This is a genomic window from Deltaproteobacteria bacterium GWC2_55_46 (assembly GCA_001595385.3).
Lineage (GTDB): Bacteria > Desulfobacterota > GWC2-55-46 > GWC2-55-46 > GWC2-55-46 > UBA5799.
The window spans coordinates 2,066,925-2,085,817 of the sequence record LVEI03000001.1 but is presented as its reverse complement, the minus strand read 5'-3'; the positions used below and the strand labels follow the sequence as shown (position 1 = coordinate 2,085,817).

Genomic DNA, 18,893 nt, shown 5'->3' with positions numbered 1-18,893 from the left:
TAAAAATAAAGGACTTATACGTTTTTGATACTCCACACACCTGGGGGCGGAGAATAAAAAAAGACGCCGGGATATTTCTCCCGGCGTCTTTTTAAGCCATGCGCAGATTGGCCTTTTTCAGCAGCCTGCTTAGAGCTTAATCTTGTTCTCAGCCAGATACCTTCCCTCAGGGGAATGCTCTACCATGCCCGGCTCCGTGCTCTCCTCCACAGCCACCTCGCGCCTTACACCAAGGACTGTCCCTATGCAGAACGGGCACTTCAAGACCCTGCCGTGCTCCATCTGGAGGAAGCTCCGCGTGAAGACCCAGCCGCACTCCCTGCACTCGAACTCCATCTCTATGTCCATCAAACTCCCCTCTCGGTCGTTGTGCGGCAGTTTCCGGCATGGTACGGAAGAACTGGGGGAACCTTTCTATAGAAAGGTTCCCCCAGACCCCCTTCAAAGACTTTTGGTTCCCGTCGGGCCCCTCCCAAAGTTCCTGGGGGGCCCGACGGGAAGAACTGAAGGTTTTTTGGAGAGTTTTAGAGAACCTTTTTTACAAAAAAGGTTCTCTAAATTCCCGAATCAACGCTGAATCAGCCGCACTCGCTGTAGCCGCAGCCCCTGCAGACGAGGCAGCCGTCTGAGTGTTCTACCGCGCTGCCGCAGTCAGGGCACGCGCCGCGTTTCAGGACCTCGTGGCCCAGGGTAAAGCTCTTTGGCAGGCTGTTGACCGCGTCCATGTCCGCGACGGTAACGCTGCCGCTCTGTCTCTTGTAGCCGAGGTACCAGTCCATGGCCTGGGCCATCGCGTCGGCGCAGGAGCTGACCTTTCCGGGGCCGAAGCCTACCGGCAGGTGGCAGCTTATGCCGCGCATCTGCTTTACTATCTCATGCGCCTCCACGCCGCTTCTCAAGGCCAGCGATGTCATCCTGCCCATCGCCTCGCACTGGGAGGCAACGCACCCGCCGGCCTTGCCTATCTGGGTGAATATCTCGAAGGGCCTGCCCTCTTCGTCCTCGTTGATGGTGATATAGAGGTTACCGCAGCCTGTCAACATCTTCTTGGTTATGCCGAAGGCGACCTCGCCCCTGGCCTTTGGCCTGGCGGGCGCGTACTCGGCTATCGCATGGGCCTCGACCGGGGCTGTCTGAGGGGCCTTCACTTCCTTCTCGCTCCCCTTGGTGAGGACCTGCACGTCCCTTGAGCCGTCCCTGTAAACGGTGACGCCCTTGCAACCGAGCTTGTAGGCCATGATGTAGACGGATGCCACGTCCTCTACCGTCGCCTCGTTGGGGAAGTTCACGGTCTTGGAGACGGCGTTGTCCGTGTACTTCTGGAAGACGGACTGCATCTTTATGTGCCACTCGGGGGTGATGTCGTGTGCCGTCACGAAGACGCTCTTTACGTCGTCAGGTATGCCGTCGACGTCATGGAGCGTGCCCTTTTTGGCGACCTCCCTCATTATCTCCGGGCTGTCGAAGCCCCTGTCCCTGGCAAACTCCTCGAAGAGCGGGTTTACCTCAAGTAGCTCGGTCCCTTCCATTACGTTCCTGGTAAAGGCCAGCGCGAAGAGCGGCTCTATGCCTGAAGAGCAGCCGGAGATTATGGAGATGGTGCCTGTTGGGGCGATAGTGGTGACGGTTGCGTTCCTCACGGGCTTGCCCTTGCCGTCGAATATGGAGCCCTTGAAGTTGGGGAAGCCTCCCCTTTCCTCCGCAAGCTCGCGTGACGCCTGCCTGCCCTTGTCCTGTATGAAAGACATGACATCTTCGGCGAGCGCTATGGCCTCATCCGAGTTGTACGGTATGCCGAGGCGTATGAGGAGGTCTGCGAAGCCCATGACGCCGAGGCCTATCTTCCTGTTGGACTTGGTGACCTTCTCTATCTGCTCGATGGGGTACCTGTTCATCTCGATGACGTTGTCGAGGAAGTGTACGGACTTCCTTACGGTCTCATCGAGCCTCGCCCAGTCTATCGCGGAGCCGCCCTGGTCTACCATGCGGCTCAAGTTTATCGAGCCCAGGTTGCAGGACTCGTAAGGAAGGAGCGGCTGCTCGCCGCAGGGGTTCGTGGACTCTATCTGTCCCACGCGGGGGGTGGGGTTGTTCTCGTTCATCTTGTCTATGAATATTATGCCCGGGTCTCCGTTCTTCCATGCCATCTTGACTATCATATCGAAGACCTCTCTGGCCTTGAGAGAGCCGCAAGGCTTACCGTCCTTGGGGTTTATGAGGGAGTACTCGCCGTCGGCCTCGACCGCCTTCATGAAATCCTCGGTGATGTTGACGGAGATGTTGAAGTTGTTGAGCTTGGAGTTGTCCTCCTTGCAGGTTATGAAGCTCATTACGTCCGGGTGGTCAACGCGGAGGATGCCCATATTGGCGCCCCTTCTCGTGCCGCCCTGCTTTATCGCCTCTGTGGCGCTGTCGAATACGGTCATGAATGAGATGGGGCCGGAGGATATCCCGGAGGTGGAGCCGACGGAATCGCCTGAGGGCCTGAGCCTTGAGAACGAAAACCCGGTGCCGCCGCCGGACTTATGGATGAGCGCCGTGTTCTTCACAGCCTCGAATATCGACTCCATCGAGTCCTCGACCGGGAGGACGAAGCAGGCGGAGAGCTGCTGGAGGTCCCTGCCGGCGTTCATGAGGGTCGGGGAGTTAGGCATGAACTCGAGGGAGGCCATCATCTTGTAGAACTCTGACGCGGTTGCCTGCACGTCCGCGTCAGGGTCGAATTTTTTGTCGCCCTGGGCGATATTCGTGGCCACGCGCCAGAACATCTCCTCGACCGTCTCAAGGGGTTTGCCGTCGGCATCCCGCTTGAGATATCTTTTCTCAAGGACCCTGCGCCCGTTGTCATTAACTTCTATACGTGCCACCGGGGCATCGCTTTTTTTCTTTTCCTTTGCGGCTGATTCGGCGCCAAGCAAACGGCTGTAGACGTCCTGGTCCATTTTTACCCCCTGAGGCGTGTTGTTATTGAGTGTTGCGGAAGGTCCCTGCCCGGGGAGGCAGGGGTAGATCCCACAGATTTAATAAGTCGTTGATTTACCTGAGTAATCGCCCATATTGTGTATGAGCGTTAGTAAACCACAACATATTGTGCCTGTCAAGGGGAAATTGGACAGAAGTGTAAAAATAATCACCGAGGGGAAAATGGCTTGAGGCATCAAGATGATAGAAGGCCCTTTAGGACTCTTTCCTGCCCCTGTAAGCTATCACCTTTATCTTTTCGAGCGTTATGAGCCCGTCGCCGACCATTCCGTCGAGTGTTGGCAGGAAGGACTCTATACGCCCTGGCTTGTCGACTATTTCTACCACTATCGGGAGGTCTTCGGAGAGCCTAAGGACCTTGACGGTGTGGAGCCTGCTGTGGACTCCGAAGCCCATGAGCCCCCTTGTGACCGTAGCGCCAGCGAGCCCCAGGCGCCGCGCCTCCTCTACTATGGCCTGGTAAAGCGGGCGGCCTTCGAACTTGTCGCTCTCCCCGATAAAGACCCTCAGCAGTTCCGCGTCTTCCGGCAGTTGCATATATCCTCCTTCATAGGAGCCTGCCGATGGCAAGGCCCAGGATAAGGAATATAACGCCCGTTATGTTCTGAATGGCGAGGTTGCCGATGGCAAGCGCCCATTGGGAGTCCCTTAAGAGCTCGCCGGTCTCGAAGATGAAGGTCGAGAATGTGGTGAAGGCGCCCATGAAGCCTACGAGGACGATCGCCCTCGCCTCGCCGCTTATCACGAGCCTCTCTTCGGCAAGCGCCCAGACGACCCCGAAAAGAAATGTGCCGGTCATGTTCACGGCGAAGGTGCCCCAGGGGAAGGCGCCTCCGTAGAGCCTCTGGACAAGGCCGCCAAGAAAGTACCTGGCAAGGGTGCCGGCGGCGCCTGCCGCGGCTATGAGGACGAGCTTGGACATTTTTACACCAACGGGGCCTTCTGCCCCTCGGGACATTCTATTTTAATCGCGCGCCCAACGCAATTTTTTTTTTGAAGAGTCACCGGCTGAGCGCGCCGGCGGACCCCCTGCTTTTTCCCCGGAGCGACAGCCGTTGCATGCCCATTTCAAGAGAGCCTTTCAGGCCGGATGTGATTGACTACGGCCCATAATGATGTTACCTTTAAAGTCACAGAACACCCTCCAGCTATGGGCTATAACAAGTTTTTCTCAAAAGCCTTTCCAGAAAGGCAATAAAAAGGAGAACATTAGGTAATGCCTTCAGTTTCCGCTAACTCGGGGCTCTGGGAGATGGTTTTGAGCGCGGGCCCCATGGTCAAGTTCGTGCTCCTCGTCCTCCTGTTCTTCTCGGTCTTCTCATGGGCGATAATAGCGTACAAGATGCTCCTCCTGAGAAAGATAGAGAAGGAGACGGCCTCCTTCTACGACCTTTTCTGGGAAAAGCGCCAGTTCGCGCATCTATCCGCCGCGAGCAAGGGCTATAAATATACGCCCCTTGTAAACATCTTCGGGGCCGCGTACACAGAGATAACCGGGCTCATGAAATCCGCCGACGGAGGGGAGCCCTGGCTTAAAAGAGAAGACCTTGAGAGGTTCCAGAGGATACTCAGGAAGGCGATCGACACGGAGACTGCCAGGGTGGAATACGCGTTGGGCTTTCTCGCGACAACCGGCAACACCGCCCCGTTCATAGGCCTGTTCGGGACCGTCTGGGGCATAATGGCCTCATTCAGGGACATCGGCGCGAAAGGCGCAGCCAACCTGGCGGTCGTGGCCCCAGGCATCTCGGAAGCGCTTGTGGCTACAGCCATGGGGCTGCTGGCCGCGATACCGGCGGTCATGGGCTATAATCACCTTGTGACGAGGATAGGGCGACTTACTACGGAGATGAACAACTTCTCCTCCGACATAATGAACGTTATCGAGAAGCAGGCCGGCAAAAAGGGATAGGGCATGGTGACAGGCAACCGGAACCACAGGCTCATGTCCCAGATAAACGTCACTCCGCTCGTCGACGTGATGCTGGTCCTCCTCATCATCTTCATGGTCACGGCCCCCATGATGCAGGAAGGGCTTGACGTAAACCTCCCTCAGGTGGAGGCGACAGCCATAAGCTCCGGGGACGAGCCTCTTGTGGTCACCATAGACAGGAACAGGAAGATATTCCTCAACGGCAGGCAGTTCAGGCAAAAAGAGCTCCGGGCCAAGCTCGAGGCCATAGCCAGCGGGGACAAGTCCAGGATGGTCTTGCTCCGCGCGGATGAATCGGTGCCGTACGGGTTTGTCGCCGGCGCCATGGCGGAGATAAGGAAGGCCGGGATAAGCAAGGTGGGCATGGTCACGGAGCCCTCCGGCCAAAGGCAATGAACACGCCCATGAAGGGCTTCGGAAGGACGGTCGCCGGGAGCGCCATCTTCCACGCGGCCCTTATCTCTTTAGCGGTCTTTGTCTTCGGCTCTGAGGCCAAGCGGGCCTTCATAACCCCGGTCTACACGGTAGACCTCGTGCAATCGCCGGGGCCAAGGGCTGAACGGACGGAGAAGAGAGCGCCCAAAGAAATACCGGCCAGGAAAGAGGCCGCCGCGAAAGCTCCTGATGAGGCCGCCAGCAGAGCTCAGGCGGCGCCTGAAAAGAGCGCTCAGACCGTCAAGATAAAAGAGAAGAGCCCTTCGGTCGATCAGGCGGTAAAAAGCATATCCGATAAGCTCCGCAACAGAAAAAATGACGAGCTGGTAGATGGCAGGGTCGATGATATAAGGAAGAAGCTGCAGGCCGAGGAAGAGCGCAGGAAGCGCCTTGCGAAGCTTAAAGACGAGATAAGCTCACGCGAAGCCGCCAGGGTCGAGACCAAGGCAGCGCCCCCTCTGCCCACGCAAGCCCGCGAATATGGCGCGGGGCAAAGGCCGAACCTGGAGTCCAGATACCCGGCCTACTACGGGGTAATAAAGGCGCGTGTCGAGAACAACTGGGTATATCCGCCGGGCCTTAAGGACCGGAGTATATCGGTGATAGTCTCCATAAGAATAGCGAGGTCCGGCAAGATACTTGAGGCCGCTGTAGAGAAAAGCTCCGGCAATCAGGCGTTCGACGAATCGCTCCTTAGCGCCGTCTGGAAGGCATCCCCCTTCCCGCCCCTGCCGGTCGAGTTCGAAGGGAACTATCTTGAAACAGGCCTCAGGTTCTGCCCTGGCTGCGTATAAAAAATGAAAAAGATCCTTTTAGCCATAATACTCTTCTTCCCGGTATTCCTCCCTGACGCGTGGGCAAAGGTCTACATCGACCTGGCCGCCCCGGCCTTCAGGAAGCTCCCCATCGGCGTCCCGGAGTTTAAAGACCTCGGCGCCCCGGCGCAAGGCCCGGCAGAGAAGGCCGAACGGGAAGCTATCAAAAAAAATCTTCTGGACGCAGCCATAACCGACTTGAGGTTCTCGGGCTTTTTTAGCGTCATAGACAGGGCGGCCTATCTCGAGGACCCGAACACTTCTGGCATTACCGCGGCCGAGACCAACTTCAGGAACTGGCGGGCCATCGGGGCTGACGGGGTCCTTAAGGGAGGCTTCATAGCCGAGGGCGACAGGCTTACCGTTGAGCTGAGGTTCTTCGACACGGCCACTGAAAGGCAGGTCATAGGCAAAAGGCTCGTCGGGTCAACGAAGAACCCGAGAAGGATTGTCCATTACTTCTCTGATTCCCTCTACGAGGAGCTTACCGGCACCCGTGGGGTCTTCACCACGAAGATACTCTTCGTATCCGGCAGCGGCGGCAACAAGGAAATATACGTCTCCGACTACGACGGCAAAAACGCCATGAAGCTCACCAGGAACAGGTCGATAAACCTCGCGCCCCAATGGTCCCCGGACGGCAGGAAGGCCCTTTATGTCTCTTACAAAAAAGGGACCCCGGCCATGTACCTCCTCGACCTTACTAACGGCAAAGACGAGCCGCTTTCATCCAGACCGGGCATAAACATAGCCGGCAGGTTCTCCCCTGACGGCGGCAAGGTGGCCCTTACGCTTACCGGGGAAAGGTCCCCTGAGCTCATGCTCCTTGACCTCGCGACCAAGGTCTACAGCCAGCTTACGGACAACCACGGTATAGACGTCTCGCCGGCCTGGTCCCCGGACGGCACCAAACTCGCCTATGTTTCCGATAGCGCTGGAAATCCACAGATTCATGTGTTAGACTTACTTACCAAGAAGTCAAAGAGAATAACATTCAGCGGCAAGTACAATTCGAGCCCGTCCTGGTCCCCGGACGGCAAGCTGATCGCTTTATCCCGTTCCGATAGCGGAAAATTCAATATCTGGGTCGTGCGGCCTGACGGCGATGGACTCTCTCAGCTTACTTTCGAAGGCAACAACAGGAACCCGTCGTGGTCTCCTGACAGCCGCAACATCGTCTATAGCTCTACAGCCGGCGGCGCGGCTTCTCTCAAGATAATACGCGCGGACGGCGGTGAGGTAATGAGGCTTAATACTGGTATCGGGGGCGAGCTGGCCCCCGCCTGGTCGCCTTACCTTAAGTGACCGGGACCATTTCAACCGCAAGGAGGTGCTGAGAATGAAAAAGGACTTCTTAAAGATATTGCCTGCCGTTTTTCTTGGTGCATTGCTCATGGCGGGATGCGAAAAAAGGATCGTGACAGAGGACATAGCCGGAGGCGCGCAGCAGAAAAACGACGCCGCGATAGCCGGCGCCGAGGTCGTGCCTGAGGCCGGGGTATCAGCCGAGGGAGTGACCTCCGAGGACATAAAGGGCACCACGGACGCCAGGCTTGGCGGCAGCTACGCCTCTTTAACGCCCGGCGGCGACACCCTGACGGCAAAGGCCATGGAAAAAGGACATCTTTATACCATCTATTTCGATTATGACAATTACACGGTCAGGGACACCGACATGGACAACCTGACCAAGAACGCCAAATGGCTCGGGATCAACCCGGCGATAAAGGTCAGGATCGAAGGGCATGCCGACGAGCGCGGTGAGACCGACTACAACCTCGCCCTCGGCGACAAAAGGGCGCGGAGCATACTTAAGTACCTCCAGGATATGGGGATAAAGGTCGACCGGATGGACGTGGTGAGCTACGGCGAGGAAAAACCCGCCATCGAAGGGCATGACGAAGCTACATGGTCACAGAACAGGAGGGCGGAGTTCGTCATAATAGCGAACTAAGACCACCCATGAAAAGACGCGCGCTCTTCGTATCGATATTGTTCCTGACGCTTGCCATACAGGGCTGCGGCCCCGGCTTTCCCATAATGACCGGCGAGCAGGAGCAGCTCATAACCGACGTAGACAGGCTCAGGAAAGATAACGAGTCCTTTAAGAACAGGCTCGCGAAGCTCGAAGGCCCTGGCGGCATCCCTGCCATCAGGGAAGAACTTGACGTGCTCAAGAGGAGCCTGGCTGACGCGAACCTGGGCCTCGACAAGCTACGCAATGAGTTGTCCGTGGTCAACGGCAATATCGAGGAAGGCGCCCACGACCGGGAAAAGATGATGGACGCTCTCGGCGCCGCCGGGGAGGACTCGGCGGCGCTTAACCAGAAGCTCGCCTCGATCGAGTCTTCGGTCAGGTCGGTCCAGGACAGGCTCGCCTCCTTTGAGGCCTCCTTCCGGAATAACGACAAGACTTACGCCGAGGTCATGGAAACTGTTGCGGCCCTTGACAGGAAGGCCACTCAGCTTGAAAAGGCGCTGACAGAGGCGAGGGAGCCCGCGCCGAAAGCAAACGATGAAAAGCAGACAAGGCCCGGAGAGGCCGAGACCCTCTATCAAAAGGGCTATAAGGAGACAGCCTCAAAAGAATACCCCAAGGCCGTAGAGACCTTCCAGAAGTTCCTTTCCTCTTACCCGGAGCACAAATACGCCGGCAACGCCCAGTACTGGCTCGGGGAGATATATTACGCCAAGGGCGACTGGGAGATGGCGATACTCGAATTCGACAAGGCCGTAAAGAAGTACCCTGAGAGCGAGAAGATCCCTGCGTCGCTTCTGAAGCAGGGCTTCGCCTTTGAAAAGATAGGAGCCAAAAAAGAGGCCAGGGTGCTCCTGCGTGACGTCGTGAAAAAGTACCCCAATACCACTGAGGCCGACCTCGCGAAGAAAAGGCTCGACGCCCTCAGGTAAGACGCACCCCCCACCGCTCTTTTTTCTTCAAGTTCTTACTACGCTCTGTCGATAAAAGATGATGCTGACGAGCAACCATGCTCACGAAAAAGTCCTGCTGGTCGATGATTCAAGCCAGGCCAGGGCAGCCATACGTGCTGCCCTCAAGGATATCTTCTCATCTTTCATAGAGGCGGAAGACGGCCTTGCCGCCATAAAGTCCTTCGTCGAGGATAAACCCGGTTTCATAATCACGGATATAGAGATGCCGAGCATAAACGGCTACAGGTTCATCTCTACCATCCGCGCCATGGAAGACGGCAGGGATATCCCCATAATCCTCATCTCAGGGACGAAGGACTCCCTCAAGAAAAAACTCGCGGGCTTCAATCTCGGGGCGAGCGACTTCCTCATAAAGCCCTTTGATAACGAGGAGCTGGTAGCAAGGGTAAAGTCGCTCCTCAGGATGAAGGGGCTCATGGAGGAGTTGAAGGAGAAGAACGCGCTCCTTGAAAAGCTCGCCGTAACGGACGAGCTTACGGGCCTCAACAACAGGCGCCACTTCTTCGAGTCGGTCAAGACGCAGATGGCGCTGGGGCTCCGCCACGGGTTCAAGATAGCCTGCCTCCTGCTCGACATAGACCACTTCAAGAAGGTAAACGACACCTGCGGCCATGCCGCCGGGGACGAGATATTGAAAGAGATCGGCGCCCTCTTCAACTCCTGCAAAAGAGGGGGAGAGCTCCTTGCCCGGTTCGGCGGGGAAGAGTTCATAATATGCCTTTTTAACACCGACTCGCAAAGCGCTCTCCTGGCGGCTGAGAGGTTCAGGAAGCTTGTGAAGGAATACGACTTCTCCTCGGTAGCCCCCGGGATAAGTATAACCGTAAGCGCCGGGCTGGCACTGTACCCCCAGGACAGGATAATCACGATAGACGAGCTTACGCGGGCCGCGGACAAGGCCCTGTACGCATCCAAGACAGCGGGCAGGGACCGGGTGACCGTTTTCGAGGACTCCGGACCCGTCGAAGCCTGAATTCCCCACTCATTCTGGAAAAATCCCAAACATCATGACATAATGATATCTGGCCGTTTATAACGGCCGCCATGCCATTCTTATGGAAGGACTTTTGTGTCCAGGGTCGCAATCAAAAGATGCCGTTCATATGAAAGAGCTTCGGTAGAGGCATCCGTTACCGAAGCCGTAACCCTTCTCGGAGGCATCGCGGGCCTGGTTAAGCGCGGCGAGCGGATACTGGTCAAGCCAAACCTCCTTGCCGCCAAGCCGCCGGAGGCGGCGGTGACGACCCACCCTGAGGTGGTAAGGGCCGTGCTCATACTTATAAAGGAGGCCGGGGCCACGCCGGTCGTCGGCGACAGCCCCGGCTTCGGCACCGCGAGGGGGGCCGCTGAAAAAAGCGGGATCCTCTCGGCCTGCCGCGAGCTTGGGGTAGAGGTAATAGAGCTTAAGACCCTTACCATAGCCGCCAACCCTGGCGGCCATACCTTCAAAAGGCTGGATGTGGCAAGCGAAGCCTTGGAGTGCGACGGCATAGTAAACGTCCCAAAGCTCAAGACCCACGCCCAGATGTATCTTACGATGGCGGTAAAGAACCTCTTCGGGTGCGTGCCTGGGAAGCTAAAGCCCCAATGGCACCTGTCAGCCGGGGTTAGTAGCGCTCATTTCGCCGACATGCTCCTTGACCTCTGCCTCTTCCTCTCTCCGAAGCTTACTGTAATGGACGCCATAGTCGGCATGGAGGGCAACGGCCCAGGAAGCGGCACGCCCAGGGAGCTCGGCCTTGTCTTCGCCGGGACCGATTGCGTTGCCATGGACGCTGCCGCCGCTGGCGTACTTGGGGCCTGCCATGACGACGTGCCTGTACTCAAGGCAGCCAAAAGGCGCGGGCTTCCGTCAAGGCCTCAGGACGTAGAGGCGCTCGGAGAGGAGCTATCCGCGATCTCGGTCAAGGGCTTTGTCTTCCCCCCTCAGATGAACGTGAACTTCGCCTCGTTCCTGCCGGGCTTCCTTGACGGGCCGCTCAGGAAGGCGCTCACCTCAAGACCGGGCGTGGACCCGGTGAGCTGCACCATGTGCGGCATATGCGTAGGCGTATGCCCGGCAGAGGTCATGACCAAGGCAAGAAGGATAGAGATAGACTACAACAGGTGCATAAGGTGCTACTGCTGCCAGGAGATGTGCCCGAAAGGCGCTATCTCGCCAAGGAACGGCTGGCTTAAAAGGCTCATCCCGGGCCTGTAGACCCACCTCCAATTGTCTTGCGGGCAGGTCCGTTCTACTATATAATTTGTCTTATATTTCTGGAATATCGCATCTTTATATGAGAACAATCTTTTTCACGGTTTTTTCGTCCGCGGCATTCATCATTGCTTTGGCGCTATCGGCCAACGCCCTCACTCAAAGGGACCTTGGCGTGCCTGTCGGCTCGCCCTCCCAGGGCCCCCCAGACGGCTGGAAGGTCAAGCAATGGAAGGGGAAAGCCGACTTCAAGGTGGTATCGGCGGAGTTCGGCCCCGCGATACACTTAAAGAGTTCGGGGACCTCTTCGGCCCTGTACAGGGAGCTCAAGTTCGATCTGAAGGAATACCCGTACCTCAGCTGGCGCTGGAAGGTCACAAGCCTTCCAAAAGGCGCTGACGTCCGCAGGGAGACCATAGACGACCAGGCCGCCCAGGTCTACGTCGTTTTCCCAAGGTGGCCCAAGTCGGTAAACTCCAGGCTCCTCGGGTATATATGGGAGAGCACGGCCCCGGCCGGGCTTCATATCAGGAGCACGAAGTCAGATAACACCAGGTACATCGTCCTCAAAAGCGGTACGGCAGAGGCCGGCAAGTGGGTCCTTGAGACCAGGAACGTCTACGAGGATTACAGGAGACTTTTCAACGACGAGCCCCCTTCAGTCGGGAGCTTGTCTATCATGATAGACTCGGATGACACGAAAAGCTCCGCGGAGTCGTTCATAGGGGATATCCGCTTTTCAAAGGACCCCCCTTCTAAATAGCCCCGGCCTCCTCTGACAGGATGGAATAAGTCCGTCAAGGACTGTTTTTACAGCCTGCTATCTATCCCTAAAGGTGTTGCCTTGCCCAATGAGACCCCGAGAAAAAGGCGGATACTGCCCTGGATAATAACCGGCGGCGCCGCGCTCTTGCTCTTCTCCCTCGCTTTCGTGCTCTTCACCCCCCTCGACCTCACCAGGTACGCCCCAAGGATAGAGTCCCTCATCGAGACCAGTGTCACAGGGGACGTAGCACTCGGCAGTATCGTCATAAAGGCCCTGCCCTCGCCCGATATAGAGGTCACGGAGATCGCGCTCTCTCACGCTGGAAAAAAACTCTTTTCAGCCGACCGCGTAAGGGTAAGGCTCTCGCTCGCCCAGCTCCTTGCCGGGAAGGCTGTCTTCCAGGCCCTCGAACTAAAGAACCCGGACCTCGCCCTCAGCAGGGATAAGGATGGAAGATTCAATATCTCGCTCTTCCTCGAATCTCAAAAACAGAGAGGGGAAAAAAAAGAGGAGAGGCCATCAAAGGCTGAAGAAGAAGAGGAATACGAGGGAAAAAGAAAGCTTATAATAAAGACTCTCGACTTAAGGGGCGGGCACGTCATATTCATCGACGACCTTCCCGCCGCTGGAGCATCCTTTGAACTATCCGGCCTGAACGCCATGTTCGAGAGGACCGGGGAAGGCCATACCTTCGGCGCGGAAGGTATGCTCCTTCCGTCTACGTCGCTCGCGTTCTCAGGGAAGGTCGACAATACGGGGATAATAACGGGGCATGGGTCGGTCGAAGGGCTCATGCTCTCCAGGTTCAACCCTTACATCCAAGAAAGGTCCCATGGCGCCTCAGTTGAAGGCAGGGTGGACCTCGACCTTTCCTATCTCTACAACGACGAGGACGAGCTGAGCGCCGATATCACATACAAAGGGCTTCAAGCCGCCCTGCCGTCGATATTCAACCGCCCGATAAGCTCGCCTTCAGGGCAAGCCACCTTGAAGATCTCTTATGGAAAAGAGTTCGACCTCTCGGCAGATGATATCAAGGTCGATATGGAGGGCTTCACCGTAAAAGGCCGCTTGGGCTTGAGCGGCGGCAAAGACGAACGGCGGGTCAGTATCAGGGCCTCGACCACCCCCATTTCCCTCGCTACTGTCAAGGCTCTCATCCCCCTTAAGGCTATCCCCAATGCAACAGCGGAAAAGCTGATTGCCATAGAGCCGCTTGGCGGATCCATCGCCATAAAAGAGCTCAGCCTTGACGGGAAGGCCGAAGAGCTTAAAGGAGGGGCTATATTCAAAAGGCCGGGCGGCGTCCGCCTGGCCGCGTCGATCAACGGGGCGTCCTTCGGCTACAAGGGGCTGAACAAGCCTTTCGAGAATATATCGGCAGAGCTGGCCTTCAGCGGCAACGAGCTCGCCGTCTCCAATTTTTCAGGGAAATACGGCAACGAGACGATAAGAAGCCTCAATGGCAGGGTAAGGGACGCGCTCGGCAAGGCCACTTTCGACCTATCCATTCAAGGCTCGCTCGACATAGGCGAGACCCTCTCCATCGCAAGGGACCTTTCAGAAGAGGGGGCGCGGGAGAAGCTTGCGCAGATCGACGCCAGCGGCTCGGCGGATATTAACGCCAGCCTCTCGGGCGCGCTCAAAGAGAAAAAGCCGCTCAAATACTCCGGGGAGACGCTCATAACAGGCGCCGCCTTCTCTTACGGGAACGTCCCGGAGGTGGATTCCCTAAACGCCAGGGTCTCGTTCGATAACGAGCTAATACGGGTGCATGAATCAAAAGCCCTTGTCGGCCAGTCGGACATCTCGCTTTCAGGGACAGTAGAGGGCTACAGGGGCAAGGACGCGCGTTTCAGCCTCAAGGCCTCCGGGGGGCTGACAGAGGACATATTAAGGAAGATAGCGCGCAAGGAACCTCCGGAGCTTAAAATCTCCGAGAGGATTCCCTTTACCGTTACCGCCAATGGCAGGCCTGATGATTTTGCCGCCAGGGGCTCCCTTGACGCAACATCTTCCGAGCTTTTCCTCAGGAAGAACCTGGATAAGAGCGCGGGTTTCCCTCTAAAGGCCGAGGTAGATGTAGAGCGCAAGGGGGCTCAGGTGATCATCAAGGACGCGCTGGTAGACTTCGGCTCTTCAAGCGTCAAGGTCAGCGGGAACATCCTTACAAACAGGAAGGCCTACTCGCTTTCCCTGGCTTCGGACAAGATACTGATAGCCGACATCGACGAGGTCTCGCCTTTTTTAAGGAAAGAGTTCGCCTCTTCCGGCGCGGTATCACTTAACATCAAGGCCGGGAAGGCCGGGCCAGAGGCCAAGCCGGAGTATCAGGGGAGCGTCGGCATAAAGGACGGCAGTTTCAAGACGAAAAACATCCCGAACCCCATTGAAAAGGTGAACGCCAGGGCTACCCTTGACAGGGAGAAGGCCACAATAGATATCGAAAACATCTCTACAGGCTCCACCAGCCTTAACGGCAGGATAAACGTACTCGATATAGCCGAGAGGGACGTGACCTTCGACCTCTTCTTCCCCACCCTCCACATAACCGACCTTCTGAAGAAAAAGGAGAAGGAAAAAAATACTGAAGAAGATGAGGCTACAGAGGAAAAAGAAACAGAAGAGGCCCGCAAGGAAGCGAGGAAGATAAAGGGTACAGGCACGATAAAGGCCGCGGAAGGCGACCTGTGGGGGCACCGCTTTACTGCCTTATCCACCGGGGTCCTGATGGACGGCAAGATCGTGCAGTTCTATCCACTGGCCGCCAATATAGACGGGGGGACGGCCGCAGGGAGCTACACCTTGTTTATCTCAAAGTCAGAGCCGCTCCGTTATACCGTAGACATGAAGCTCACCGACATCGACCTTGAGACGGCCCTCAGCTCTTTCCGGACAAAGAAGAGGGTGCTATCCGGCAAGGCAAGGGTTGACATACTCCTCTCATCCGCCAGGGACGTAAAGCCTGCGGCAAGAGGCCTCAATGGCTATATGAACATCTCTACGGGCAAGGGGCGGCTATGGAAGTTCGGCTTCCTCACCGACATCTTCTCGATAGTGAACATCGTCTCTATCGACGAGCTCTTCGAGGAAGGGCTCAGGCACAAGGGTATCGATGGCAATTTCATGATGGTCGACGGTGTGCTCTCCACTGATAACCTCTCCCTGGACAGCGATACGCTCCGCATGTCGGCGGTGGGCGAGATAGACACCTCAGGCCCGAGCATCGACGCCACTATCGCCCTTCACCCGTTTGTCACGATAGACAAGATAATATCGAACATACCATTGGCGGGCTGGATAATAACGGGCGACAGGAACAGCGCCGTGAGCCTCTATTTCGAGATGGAGGGGCCTCTAAAAGACCCGGACGTGCTCCCGCTGCCCGTAAAATCGATAAGGAAGAACATATTCGGGATACTTGAAAGGCTCATACGAACGCCTTTCAGGCTCTTCGAGTAGGAGGGGAAAGACGAGATGCAGGGCTTCTGGAACAGGTTGAAGGCCAACTGGTACAGGAAGGGGCTGGACCATACCGATTTTCCGCAAAAGGCGCTTTCAGTCATACTCCCCAGGACAGCTGACGCCAGGACCTTTCTCGACGTTGGCGCAGGGTGCGGCACGCTCGCCATACCTCTGGCGAAGGCTGGCAAGACCGTCACAGCCCTCGATTCATCCACGGCGATGATAGATATCCTCAAAGAGGATATAAAACGGGATGGCGTCAAGGGCGTAAGTCCGCTTCTCGCGAGGTGGGAGGAGGCGGAGACGAAGGCCCATGACGCGGTCCTTTGCGCCAACGTGCCCGCGCTACTGGGCGACCCAGAGGCTGCAATCGAAAAGATGGACAGGCTTGCCAGAAAGTATGTCTTCATAATCGAGAACGCGGGCCCGAAAGCGGACAAATTCTACTACAGGGACCTCTATCCCCTGCTCTTTGGGAGGCCCTTCGGCGAAAGATCGGATTATTTCAAGACCTACTCCGCTCTTCACGCCATGGGGGTCTTCGCCAACGTCGAGATGATAGAGTACGATTTCGACCAGCCCTTTGAGACTATCGAAGAGGCGGTCGAGTTCTGGAAGGAGTATATCGGCATCGTTACCGAGGAACACGACAGGAAACTCAGAGGCTATCTCGAAGGCAAGCTCGTAAGGAAAAAAGGGCTGCTCCTCGCGAAGTTCCACAAGAGGTCGGCGGTCATGTGGTGGAGGAAAGGTTAGGAGCCTGCCTGGCATCCGTCAGAAAACTTTACAGTCACGCATTGACGACTGTAAAGCCTGCTTTACAGACCTTCAAAACCATTAAAAAAAACTGCCAATAAATCAACTAGTTGACAATAGCTTAAGACGGCACGCAATTTGCGATATTATTGTCGTGGAAAGGAATTCTCTTTTTCCAGGCGAGGCATAAATGATGAAGCGGATCTCAGGCTATGCCGCAATTGCGGCCGGATTATGCGCGTGGCCAATGATGGCTGGCGCGACTTTAATAGGCGACCCCGTCACATTGGGGCATTATTCGCCGGAGATGGCGGCTTCCTATTCCACAACTGTGGCCGCAGGCGACTCTGACGAGACAGCATTTTATTTCTCCTACCCGTACGGCTATCAGGTAAATGTCGAAGCTGACAGCATCTTCGTGGATTACTCATACGTCATCCAGCCGGGCGATTCCGGCACATGGCGGGACACCGCCACTTCATGCGCTTGGAGCGAGGACTTCACACTTGACTGCACTGAAGTCCCCTTAAGCTTCAACGGACTCAGGGTCTCAGACCTCGACGACAGCAGCGGGAACCCCCTTATAAACGTCATCGTCGACACCAACATGGCCGGCTGGGACAACTCGAGGCTCTCATGGGGCAGCCGTGACGTCTGGTTCGATTGGAAGGGGCTCTCTTTCGATTCCGGGACATATCTCAACGCTCAGCTTGAGTTCGGAGGAGACAATGCGGCTGCGCCAGTGCCTGAGCCGTCTACGCTCCTGCTGCTCGGAGCCGGCCTGGCTGGGTTTGCCGCCTTCAGGAGAAAGCTGCGCATTAAGGCTTGACAGGATACAGACAGGAACGCCCGCCGGCTTCTCCGGCGGGCGTTTTTATTTGTACAGGCTTCAAGTATCTGATCAGAAGTTATGGCTGCTCTTCATCAGAAGAGAGACGCCCAGATATGTAAAGAGCACCACGATAAACCCAAGCACCGTGGCGATGGCAAGACCCGTCCCCCGCCATTCCCTCACATACCATGCGTGCATCGCCCCGGCATAGAAGAACCAGACTATGAACGACCAGATCACCTTTGGCTCCCAGAGCCAGTAGGTGCCCCAGGCGAGGTACGCCCATACCGCACCGGCGAACATCGAAGCCGAGAAGAAAAAGAAGCCCCAAAGTATGCTCCTGGCGGCTATCTCCTGAAATTTTTTAAGCTCGTCGGCCTCTATCCCCCTCCATTTTTTCCAAAGATAGATAAGGGCGCCCGAGAACGCGAGGGTAAAGAGCGCGTAGGCGGCGAATGATGCCGTAACATGGGTCTCGAACCAGTGCGTACGCAATATGAGCGCAAGCGGCCCGCCGGGCTTCTCGTTAGGAAGAGAGAAGAGGAGGGCGAGGATGGCGATTGGCATGGTCACCACCTCCGTCTCCCTCTCCCTGTACCTGAATATGACTATCGCGCTCACGAGGGCGACCGTCCAGCTGAAAAAGACAAGGGTCTCGTACATGGAGGCCATCGGGGCGTGGCCTGTCGAGTATATCCTCTCAAAGAGACCGGCCGTATGGACGATGAGGCCTGCGACAAGGAGCCATCTGGATGCCCTGCCTGCCGCCTTTGCGCCGGACGCGTGGTGGATTATTACCGAAATAAGACCCAGGGAATAGAGCGCGATGGAAAGTATGATGAATGGTTTCATGACAACGGATTGCGTCCCAAAAACGAAGTACCTCGTATGAGGTACTTCGTTCGCTTAAGCTCCATCAGAGATTGGATCAACAGGTTGCTGAAAAACTCAAAATCAGGCTCAGACTGCTCAAAAAGGTCAAGATGCAAGGAGTCTAAAAATGAGGAATGAGGCGTACTTGGATGGTACGCCGCAGTGACGAATTTTGAAGACGACGCCGCAGATTGGCCTTTTTCAGCAGTCTGCAGGATTCTACAGTCTTAAGCGGTGAAAGTAAAGAACTACCTGCCCTTCTCGTCAGGCCATATGTAGGCGTGGAGCTGGAGCTGGAGCCTCACCCTGAGCGAATCCTTCAATATCCAGTCGGCGAAGACCCTGGGGTCCATCTCAGGCCTCACAGGCGCGAATAGCACCTTTTCCGTGCGCCCCCGGAGCATATTCTCCATGAACTCCCTGGCGCAGTCGTAGTCGCCCCTGTTGGCGATAACGAACTTGACCTCGTCCTCAGGGGTCATGTATTGCAGGTTCTCGACAAGGAAAGAACTACCGTGTCCGCTCGACGGGCACTTGACGTCGACTATCTTTATGACCCGCTTGTCGAGCCCGGCCAACGGGACCGAGCCGTTAGTCTCTATCAAGACCGTATAGCCCCTTTCGATGAGCTTACCGGCAAGCTCCTTCGCCTCTTCCTGCACAAGAGGCTCCCCGCCAGTTATCTCGACAAGGGCGCAGTCATAGAACGCAACATCCTTCAAGACCTCTTCGATTGAAAGCTCTTTGGCGCCTTCGGTCCCCTGCGCGTACGGGGTATCGCACCAGCTGCACTTAAGGTTGCACCCGGCAAGCCTTACAAAGACGCAAGGAAGGCCAGCGTAGCTGGACTCTCCCTGGATACTCTTGAATATCTCGCTTACAAGCAT

At 56.4% G+C, this 18,893-nt stretch carries 18 protein-coding genes; 12 read left to right on the top strand and 6 right to left on the bottom strand.

The features are described from left to right. Window positions 1–129 precede the first annotated feature (129 nt). From A2V21_309860 to A2V21_309845, 4 genes are all read right to left on the bottom strand, one after another. On the bottom strand, window positions 130–348 hold the full coding sequence (locus tag A2V21_309860) for a hypothetical protein (GenBank protein OIJ74535.1): 219 nt from the start codon (window positions 346–348) through the stop codon (window positions 130–132). Between the two features lie 230 nt (window positions 349–578). After that, window positions 579–2,867, bottom strand: a complete 2,289-nt coding sequence (locus tag A2V21_309855) for a ribonucleoside-diphosphate reductase, adenosylcobalamin-dependent (GenBank protein OIJ75146.1) — start codon at window positions 2,865–2,867, stop codon at window positions 579–581. Window positions 2,868–3,177: 310 nt separating this feature from the next. Continuing rightward, entirely contained in the window at window positions 3,178–3,519 is a 342-nt protein-coding gene (locus tag A2V21_309850) for a hypothetical protein (GenBank protein ID OIJ74534.1), read from the bottom strand. 10 nt (window positions 3,520–3,529) lie between these two features. Continuing rightward, window positions 3,530–3,904, bottom strand: coding sequence for a chromosome condensation protein CrcB (locus A2V21_309845; protein ID OIJ74533.1), 375 nt, complete (start codon window positions 3,902–3,904; stop codon window positions 3,530–3,532). Between the two features lie 294 nt (window positions 3,905–4,198). Between A2V21_309845 and A2V21_309840 the strand changes: the two genes are divergently transcribed. The 12 genes from A2V21_309840 to A2V21_309785 all read left to right on the top strand — a co-directional run bounded on the left by A2V21_309840 (window position 4,199) and on the right by A2V21_309785 (window position 17,130). Next, the gene (locus A2V21_309840; protein ID OIJ74532.1) at window positions 4,199–4,894 is read left to right on the top strand and encodes a protein TolQ; all 696 of its coding nucleotides are present in this window, start codon (window positions 4,199–4,201) and stop codon (window positions 4,892–4,894) included. Window positions 4,895–4,897: 3 nt separating this feature from the next. Then, on the top strand, window positions 4,898–5,311 hold the full coding sequence (locus tag A2V21_309835) for a protein TolR (protein OIJ74531.1): 414 nt from the start codon (window positions 4,898–4,900) through the stop codon (window positions 5,309–5,311). After that, window positions 5,308–6,144, top strand: a complete 837-nt coding sequence (locus A2V21_309830) for a protein TolA (protein ID OIJ74530.1) — start codon at window positions 5,308–5,310, stop codon at window positions 6,142–6,144. The genes A2V21_309835 and A2V21_309830 overlap by 4 nt, the downstream gene beginning before the upstream one ends. Window positions 6,145–6,147: 3 nt before the next feature. Continuing rightward, window positions 6,148–7,470 carry a Tol-Pal system beta propeller repeat protein TolB gene (locus A2V21_309825; protein ID OIJ74529.1) on the top strand — a complete coding sequence of 441 codons (1,323 nt, stop codon included), beginning with the start codon at window positions 6,148–6,150 and terminating at the stop codon, window positions 7,468–7,470. A 34-nt stretch (window positions 7,471–7,504) separates the two neighbouring features. Then, entirely contained in the window at window positions 7,505–8,119 is a 615-nt protein-coding gene (locus A2V21_309820; GenBank protein ID OIJ74528.1) for a peptidoglycan-associated lipoprotein, read from the top strand. 8 nt (window positions 8,120–8,127) lie between these two features. Beyond that, on the top strand, window positions 8,128–9,075 hold the full coding sequence (locus A2V21_309815) for a tol-pal system protein YbgF (protein OIJ74527.1): 948 nt from the start codon (window positions 8,128–8,130) through the stop codon (window positions 9,073–9,075). 58 nt (window positions 9,076–9,133) lie between these two features. Beyond that, window positions 9,134–10,090 (top strand): hypothetical protein, encoded by a 957-nt coding sequence (locus A2V21_309810; protein ID OIJ74526.1) that lies wholly within the window; start codon window positions 9,134–9,136, stop codon window positions 10,088–10,090. 96 nt (window positions 10,091–10,186) lie between these two features. After that, the gene (locus A2V21_309805; GenBank protein ID OIJ74525.1) at window positions 10,187–11,317 is read left to right on the top strand and encodes a hypothetical protein; all 1,131 of its coding nucleotides are present in this window, start codon (window positions 10,187–10,189) and stop codon (window positions 11,315–11,317) included. A gap of 172 nt (window positions 11,318–11,489) precedes the next feature. Continuing rightward, window positions 11,490–12,077, top strand: coding sequence for a hypothetical protein (locus A2V21_309800; GenBank protein ID OIJ74524.1), 588 nt, complete (start codon window positions 11,490–11,492; stop codon window positions 12,075–12,077). 81 nt (window positions 12,078–12,158) lie between these two features. After that, complete coding sequence (locus A2V21_309795) at window positions 12,159–15,542, top strand: hypothetical protein (GenBank protein ID OIJ74523.1); 3,384 nt, start codon at window positions 12,159–12,161, stop codon at window positions 15,540–15,542. Window positions 15,543–15,557: 15 nt separating this feature from the next. Continuing rightward, window positions 15,558–16,301 (top strand): hypothetical protein, encoded by a 744-nt coding sequence (locus A2V21_309790; protein OIJ74522.1) that lies wholly within the window; start codon window positions 15,558–15,560, stop codon window positions 16,299–16,301. A gap of 190 nt (window positions 16,302–16,491) precedes the next feature. Further along, entirely contained in the window at window positions 16,492–17,130 is a 639-nt protein-coding gene (locus tag A2V21_309785) for a hypothetical protein (GenBank protein ID OIJ74521.1), read from the top strand. A gap of 72 nt (window positions 17,131–17,202) precedes the next feature. Here A2V21_309785 and A2V21_309780 read toward each other — a convergent pair whose 3' ends face one another. Together A2V21_309780 and A2V21_309775 are read right to left on the bottom strand one after the other, a co-directional pair. Beyond that, window positions 17,203–17,985, bottom strand: coding sequence for a hypothetical protein (locus A2V21_309780; GenBank protein ID OIJ74520.1), 783 nt, complete (start codon window positions 17,983–17,985; stop codon window positions 17,203–17,205). Between the two features lie 269 nt (window positions 17,986–18,254). Further along, on the bottom strand, window positions 18,255–18,893 hold the full coding sequence (locus A2V21_309775; protein OIJ74519.1) for a hypothetical protein: 639 nt from the start codon (window positions 18,891–18,893) through the stop codon (window positions 18,255–18,257).

Coding starts and splice junctions, on each gene's coding strand:
- A2V21_309860 (OIJ74535.1), bottom strand. CDS start 348: ATGGACATAGAGATGGAGTTCGAGTGCAGGGAGTGCGGCTGGGTCTTC.
- A2V21_309850 (OIJ74534.1), bottom strand. CDS start 3,519: ATGCAACTGCCGGAAGACGCGGAACTGCTGAGGGTCTTTATCGGGGAG.
- A2V21_309845 (OIJ74533.1), bottom strand. CDS start 3,904: ATGTCCAAGCTCGTCCTCATAGCCGCGGCAGGCGCCGCCGGCACCCTT.
- A2V21_309840 (OIJ74532.1), top strand. CDS start 4,199: ATGCCTTCAGTTTCCGCTAACTCGGGGCTCTGGGAGATGGTTTTGAGC.
- A2V21_309835 (OIJ74531.1), top strand. CDS start 4,898: ATGGTGACAGGCAACCGGAACCACAGGCTCATGTCCCAGATAAACGTC.
- A2V21_309830 (OIJ74530.1), top strand. CDS start 5,308: ATGAACACGCCCATGAAGGGCTTCGGAAGGACGGTCGCCGGGAGCGCC.
- A2V21_309825 (OIJ74529.1), top strand. CDS start 6,148: ATGAAAAAGATCCTTTTAGCCATAATACTCTTCTTCCCGGTATTCCTC.
- A2V21_309820 (OIJ74528.1), top strand. CDS start 7,505: ATGAAAAAGGACTTCTTAAAGATATTGCCTGCCGTTTTTCTTGGTGCA.
- A2V21_309815 (OIJ74527.1), top strand. CDS start 8,128: ATGAAAAGACGCGCGCTCTTCGTATCGATATTGTTCCTGACGCTTGCC.
- A2V21_309810 (OIJ74526.1), top strand. CDS start 9,134: ATGATGCTGACGAGCAACCATGCTCACGAAAAAGTCCTGCTGGTCGAT.
- A2V21_309790 (OIJ74522.1), top strand. CDS start 15,558: ATGCAGGGCTTCTGGAACAGGTTGAAGGCCAACTGGTACAGGAAGGGG.
- A2V21_309785 (OIJ74521.1), top strand. CDS start 16,492: ATGATGAAGCGGATCTCAGGCTATGCCGCAATTGCGGCCGGATTATGC.
- A2V21_309780 (OIJ74520.1), bottom strand. CDS start 17,985: ATGAAACCATTCATCATACTTTCCATCGCGCTCTATTCCCTGGGTCTT.
- A2V21_309775 (OIJ74519.1), bottom strand. CDS start 18,893: ATGCTTGTAAGCGAGATATTCAAGAGTATCCAGGGAGAGTCCAGCTAC.